General features: G+C 59.0%; 5 protein-coding genes and 1 pseudogene. 4 read left to right on the forward strand and 2 right to left on the reverse strand.

The features are described 5' to 3' along the window. Positions 1-372: 372 nt before the first annotated feature. Positions 373-1,878, reverse strand: a complete 1,506-nt coding sequence (locus tag WCA85_RS18190) for a hypothetical protein (RefSeq protein ID WP_424066269.1) — start codon at positions 1,876-1,878, stop codon at positions 373-375. A gap of 385 nt (positions 1,879-2,263) precedes the next feature. On the opposite strand from WCA85_RS18190, the gene WCA85_RS18195 reads away from it, so the two are divergent. From WCA85_RS18195 to WCA85_RS18205, 3 genes are all read left to right on the forward strand, one after another. After that, the gene (locus tag WCA85_RS18195; protein WP_424066270.1) at positions 2,264-2,515 is read left to right on the forward strand and encodes a type II toxin-antitoxin system Phd/YefM family antitoxin; all 252 of its coding nucleotides are present in this window, start codon (positions 2,264-2,266) and stop codon (positions 2,513-2,515) included. After that, complete coding sequence (locus WCA85_RS18200) at positions 2,512-2,907, forward strand: type II toxin-antitoxin system VapC family toxin (RefSeq protein WP_424066272.1); 396 nt, start codon at positions 2,512-2,514, stop codon at positions 2,905-2,907. Before WCA85_RS18195 ends, WCA85_RS18200 begins: the two co-directional genes overlap by 4 nt. A 609-nt stretch (positions 2,908-3,516) precedes the next feature. After that, complete coding sequence (locus tag WCA85_RS18205) at positions 3,517-4,575, forward strand: 3-keto-5-aminohexanoate cleavage protein (protein WP_424066274.1); 1,059 nt, start codon at positions 3,517-3,519, stop codon at positions 4,573-4,575. Between the two features lie 238 nt (positions 4,576-4,813). Here WCA85_RS18205 and WCA85_RS18210 read toward each other — a convergent pair whose 3' ends face one another. Then, positions 4,814-5,815 (reverse strand): AraC family transcriptional regulator, encoded by a 1,002-nt coding sequence (locus WCA85_RS18210; RefSeq protein ID WP_424066275.1) that lies wholly within the window; start codon positions 5,813-5,815, stop codon positions 4,814-4,816. Positions 5,816-6,200: 385 nt separating this feature from the next. Between WCA85_RS18210 and WCA85_RS18215 the strand changes: the two are divergent. Continuing rightward, positions 6,201-6,483 (forward strand): annotated as a pseudogene (locus WCA85_RS18215) (MFS transporter); the annotation flags it as partial.

A 6,483-nucleotide genomic window follows, 5' to 3' on the forward strand; every position in this document is an offset into this window, starting at 1 on the left:
ATTACGTATCTAAATGTAACGCTGACGAATAGATTACCTGATTCCCTGTTTTAGTGCGCGATATTGGCCGGATAATCCCGGATTGATTTTCCCGGGGTAATGACAATTGCAATCCGATGCCCTTTGAGGGGACGCGCAGAGAGAGGACATTGGCGGTGTGCGCAGCGGTGTGACGGATGCGCGGGAGGGTACGAACGATCGTTTAGCGATCCTGAGTTATTGGGGATCGTTGGGGACTGAAAATCGTCGACTAGAGGTCAAAGTGCAGGTCGAAAATACCGATGCGCTTTCTTGGAGCGCCTGGCTCGGTGACATCCGCCGCCATGCGCGGATGTCGACTTCTCAGAAGATGTCAGGGCACATTGACGTGCGCTAGCGCCGCAAGTGGCTGAGTTCTGCCAGAACCGGCTTGATCCGGTAGTAGGGGTTATAGCCCCCTTGCATGCAGCATTCGGGCGGGCGAAACGTCATGCAGTAGAACAGCGCTAGCGCAATCAGTCCCACCCTGTGCCGGGTCGCCATCGTGCTGATGGCGGGCACCACCTGGTCCGCGAAGTAGTCGCGCGTGGTCTCGAGCCCACTGCGCCAACGTCGCGGAACAAAGCGGAGCAGTTGAGGCGGCTGGATCGAAGCCGTGCTGTCTGCGAAGGACAGGAACAGATACGAAATCGCAACCGACGATATCCAGCGTGCCCAATCCCAACCGAGCACATACATCGGCAGTGAAGCGACAAACAAAAACCATAGTTGTGAGAGATGCCGGCGCAGCAGTTGGATTGACACGTCCGGTGACTCGCGCTGGGCGCTACGCAGTGCCGTGATGAGCGCGAGCACGGCGCCCGCACCGGCAGCCACGAAAATCCAGATCCAGAACTGCGAGGAAACCATCGTGTCGCCGACGAGGCTCAGATTCTTAAGGGTGCTCCAGCCGATTGCGGCGATCCCGCCGGTCGGCGTGTCCGGAGCAGAAGGTGAAATCAGCATTCGGTCGGACCCGCTCAACGATTTCCAGAGTTGATCGGCGACCGCCTGATTGCCGCGGAACACAGCGCAGACCACCATCATCCCAATCGACACGATCACCGTCGAATTGAGCAACCAGCCGAACACCGGCCGGTGCGGCTGAAGCGCGGCCACTTGACGCGCGAGCAACCAGCTAGCCGGAAACGAGATAAACAGAAAGACCTCATGCAGGAGCGGAAATGCCACCACCTGCATCATGAGCAATGCAAAGAAGATCCAAGAAAAAAGGACTCGTCTCGTATCGCTCGTCGTGTTCACGATTCTCTGGTACAGGATGCAGCTGATGCCCAGCGCAACATGGAACACGATCTCCTTGCGGTAGAAAAACTCATTGGCGGCCGCCATCTGCACTGGACCGTTCGGCACCAGCATCGCAAGAATGGCTGCCCATGACGCGCTGCGGGCGGAATTGCGCAACACTCGCCAGAACAGCAGGCAAAACGACGTGAAAACGACAAATACCAGCACGTTGACGACAACGAGCGGGGGCACGCGCATATGGTCGATCAGCGCTCCGCTCAGACCGCGTCGGATGAAGCCTGCATCGTAGTTGATCAGCCATTCTGAGTAGGCCCACTGGTTCCACGCCAGACTGTGCGCACTGAGCAGCGTGACCTGCGCGACTAGCGCGATTGCGATCAGGATCAGAAAGAACGGGACGTACTGCAGAAAGCGTGTCGCGAAGCTGACACTGTCCTTCGCACGCGTGAGCGTTTCGTGCAGGGAGGGGGCGTCTACGGGTAACGGCTGTCCTGAGTGAACCGGGGCATCGCCTTGAGCATCCGGTAAACCAGCTGTGCGGAATCCGCGCAAATTCTTCTGGACCACGGTCACCTCGAGTTTGAAAGTGCGCATCGAAGAACCGCGCCTAGGCCGGAGTGTTGACCCGCGGCCGCCGTTCAAGACGTTACGTGTCCGAATCCCTTCGGCAACCGGGTTGCTCCATCAATCATGGGAGCCATGACGCGTGAATTAGGCGCCTTGACTGTAGACTCATCGGTGCGCTTTCTAACACATGCCTGCCCGAAAGAGCGGTTGGCGAGCGGGGCCAGGTGAGCGCACTCGACCGATCGCAGTGCGCATGGGAGGTGAGCGGCTCAATAAACAGCATGGACTGCGTCTGGAATCGGTGAGCACTGTGAGGACCGGCGAGGACCTGAGCGGAACCCTTCGCGTCGCATCGGGACCAAAATGACTTGCTCCGGTAGTCATTAACGCCAATAATTATGACCGTTGGAAAATGACTATGGAGTGTAAGGTGGAAAACAATCATGTTTCCAAGTCCGAATTCAAGGCGAAAGCACTTGAGTTTTTTCGGCAGGTTGAGGCATCCGGCGAAAGCGTAGTGGTGACGGATCATGGCAAGCCCGCATTGGAAGTCAGGCCCTATCGGAGCGCTGAGCGTAACCCGCTGGACGTACTTCGTGGCTCCGTGATCCGTTATGACGACGCTACATCCCCAGTCGATGTTGATTGGGAGTCGGCTCAGTGATCGTCTTGGACACTCAAACGCTTGTGTGGTGGGTCCACGGCGACGGCACGTTGAGCAGGAAGGCGAAAGCGGCGATCACGCGCGAGTTGGACGGTGGCCGGATCGTCATTTCTGCGATAAGCGCTTGGGAAGTCGCTATGCTGGTTGAGCGCGAAAAGCTGGTGTTGTCCATGGACGTGGGAAGTTGGCTCGCGACTGTCGCCGAAATTGATGCGGTGCGGTTTATGCCGGTGGACAACGAGGTCGCCGTGAAGTCTGTCGAGTTGCCGGGGGAGTTTCACAAAGATCCTGCGGATCGCATGATCGTCGCAACTGCTCGCAAGCTTGCTGTACCGCTGGTGACGAAGGACGAAAAGATTCGCGCGTATGCGCACGTCAAGACTATCTGGTAGTGGAAAAGCCTCCTGTATCCGCACGCGCCCGTTAGGATCGTGACGACGTCGCCCTGATCGAGTTTTGACGGTAAAGCACCTGCGTCCAAGCTTCCAGTCGTGATGGGGGACGGCAGGTGGGCACGAAGGTGCGTCCCCTTGCCGTCCCCCTGTCCGGCTCGCGCGTTTGAAGCACGAGCAGTGGACTGCCGCCGCCGCGTCACACGGGGGCCACCGCGGACATTTCTGGCGGTTGCACACTGGCGGACCGCCAGCGGGGAAGCGATGACCGTGGTAAAGCGATTTTGGTTTCCTCATCCCCACATCATCTTACGCGACCACCCCGGCAACCTGACAATGCCCTCGCATTGCTTAGCGGAAGCTAGCGTTAACGCGTAGTGGCATCAAATCATAAAAAAATGGCACCCAAAACGCAAATCACCTCGTCGGATGGTTGTATCTTTGTCGGACGGATGCGTTAACCGCGCCTGACGCGGAGGCAAACGTTCAATTACTTGTCCGGGAAGCGGTGAGAAGGTTCGGTTCGTCGACGGGTTTGTCGACGACAGGCCTACTGAGCAGCCCCCAATTTCTTTCCGTCCCCCGCAACCTGCCTTTTGAGACCATGCCATGAACTTTCTCGACGGTTCCCTCTACACTGAAAACCAGCAACCCCTGATCATTACGGCCGCGCCCTATGCGCCGTCGTGGGTGCCCTCTGACTTTCCTGAAGACATCCCTGTCACGATGGAGCAGCAGATCCAGAAGGCGGTGGATTGCTACAACGCAGGCGCCACCGTGCTGCACCTGCATGTGCGCGAACTTGACGGCAAGGGCAGCAAGCGCCTGTCGAAGTTCAACGAACTGATCGCAGGCGTGCGCAATGCAGTGCCCGAGATGATTATCCAGGTGGGCGGCTCGATCAGTTTTGCTCCGGAGACTGAAGGTGCCGCGGCCAAATGGCTGAGCGACGATACGCGCCACATGCTGGCCGAGCTCGATCCCAAGCCCGACCAGGTCACGGTCACGATCAATACCTCGCAGATGAACGTCGTAGAACACTGGGAGGATGATGACGTCAAGGGCACCTCGATGGAGGACCCCAATGTCTACAACGCATACAAGGAGATGACAGTGCCAGCGCAGCCCGGTTGGGCCGAGGAGCACATCCGCCGCCTGAATGCAGCTGGCATCCAAAGCGCCTTCCAGTGCTACAACATTAACAGCTTCGAGTCGGTTGAGCGGTTGATTCGGCGCGGCATCTACAAGGGCCCACTGGTCATGAACTGGGTGGCCATCGGCGGTGGCATGGACGCGCCGAATATCTATAATCTTGCGAACTTCGTGCGCGCTACGCCGGACGGCGCGGTGCTGACAGTGGAGAGCTCGATGCGCAATGTGTTGCCAGTCAACATGATGGGCATTGCGATGGGCCTGCACGTGCGCTGCGGCACCGAGGACAACCTCTGGAACCAGGCGCGCACGAAGAAGATGAGCTCTGTTGAGCAGATTGAGCAACTGGTGCGCATCTCACGTGAGTTCGGCCGCAAGATCGCCACCGCCCAGGAGGCGCGCGAGATCAGCAAGATCGGCGTGTTCTACGACACTGTGGAGGAGACCCTGCTGGCCAACGGCTTCGCGCCCAACCGCAACGGTGGTACTCAGGGCTTCCTGCGCAAGGCCGTCTGAACTCGCGAGGGGCGGCACGCATTCCGCACGACATCGACCTGCATGCGACCACGTGATGTCTGCCAGGCGTGCGGTGCATCTGGACCGCGGCGGCGGGATAAAGTCCCGCGATGCATCCATACAGATCTGGTGGCGATGAAGTATAGAGCCGTGCCGCCAGTAGGGCGTACCCACTGAAGCGATCGCGACCTTGGATTTTTGCGCTTAATTTCGCTTGAGCGGTGCGCACAAGTGCCGCTCATTTCGCCAGGCTGCTCCTCCAGTCACGCGGCGTCAGCCCGAATCGTAGCGTGAACCAGTTTGTGAACGACCCTTGCTGGCTGTAACCCAGTAGGGCCGCAACCCGCCCGATCGGATAGCGCGGGTTGCTCAAATAGCGCACGGCGAGTTCACGCCGGACCTCTTCGACCAGCTCTGAGAAGCTGGTACCGCTCGCTTCCAGCTGGCGCTGCATGGTGCGTACACTCAGACGCAAATGGCGGGCAACCGGCTCGACGCTGCCTCGCTCCAGGGGCAGCAGCAGGTAGATCGTCTTGCGGACTTCCAGCGCCGTTGAATCTGCACCGGCCTCGTTGAGTGGCGCAACGAGGCTCTCGGCGTATCGGACCAGTTCCGGGTCAGCGGCCGGATTCGGGTAGTCGAGATCAGCGGCTGCGCACACAAACCCGTTGAAATCGCTGCCGAACTCCAGCCGACATCCGAAGAAGCGTCGATGAAACGTCAGGTCGGCGGGACCGGAGTGCGTGAAATGAACGGTGTGCGGTTTCCAGTATCCGCCGAGCAGAGCACTGGAGTGGCGGGCGAGAACGCCGATCGCAAGTTCGATCGCCTGCTTTGTCGGGGTGCCAGGTTCAACGACGAGTTCCTCACGAATAGTGACCGTCGCGCCTGCGTCTTCGACATAGACCGCCAAGGCTTCGTTGAGCAGATGCCGGTACTCGGCTGCGGCTAACAACACTTCGCGCAGCGTGCGTTTGTGCGCGAGCAGGATATTGACCACGCCTGTCCCGAACTTATGCCGGGTTTCAGCCATTTGCAGCGCGAAAGTTGGACACGACGCCATCTCGGCCGTGAGTTCCAATAGCCGGCAGCAAGCGGAGGCCGGAACGCGACTTTCGGGGTTCGCTAGCGCCGCGGTATCTATCCCGAAGTGCTGCGCGAGCTCCACGGGGTTTAGTCCGAGCCGCCGCGTTACATCAAAATAACCACTCATCGCGACCGACCGCAGCATCGTTTCCATCACTCTCCCTTCGCCGCACCCACGCGTTGTTGTCCGGTAGTCAACTGCCTACTGCGCCAGGTATCAGTGTTTTCACCGAGTGGCATTAATTAGTAAAAAGATGGCGCTTAATCACAAAAGTATAGTGCGCGATTCCCGTATTGTTCAAACACGACGTTCATTTTGTTCCGATCAATTTTCAAGTGACCTGGCGGGCGTGAAGAACCCGCTGCATCGGGTGGAGTGATGGGAGGGCGTCCGGCCGGCCGCTTCAATAGATGTCCGGCTTCAAAGGCAGTACTCCCGGTCGCGCGCCGGAGCGGCTGACGGGGTATCTATAGTCGGCCGTGTTTTCCCGAAGGGGCAAAGGCGACCGCTAACGAGCTGGACACGGAGGAGACGAATCATGCTCATGCAACATGCTGAGCCCACGACGGGCGATGTTCCGGCAGTACAAGCGGACGTGCGCGCCTATGCCTGGGTGGTATTTGCGTTGACAGTTGGACTGCTGCTCTCCGACTACATGTCGCGGCAGGTGCTGAACGCCGTGTTTCCGTTGCTTAAGGCCGCATGGACCCTTTCCGACACACGGCTGGGTTCGCTTAGCAGTGTGGTCGCTTTGATGGTTGGCGTACTCACGTTCCCGCTGTCGGTGCTCGCCGACCGCTGGGGCCGCGTGAAGTGCATCG

This window comes from Paraburkholderia sp., from assembly GCF_049581445.1.
Taxonomy (GTDB): domain Bacteria; phylum Pseudomonadota; class Gammaproteobacteria; order Burkholderiales; family Burkholderiaceae; genus Paraburkholderia.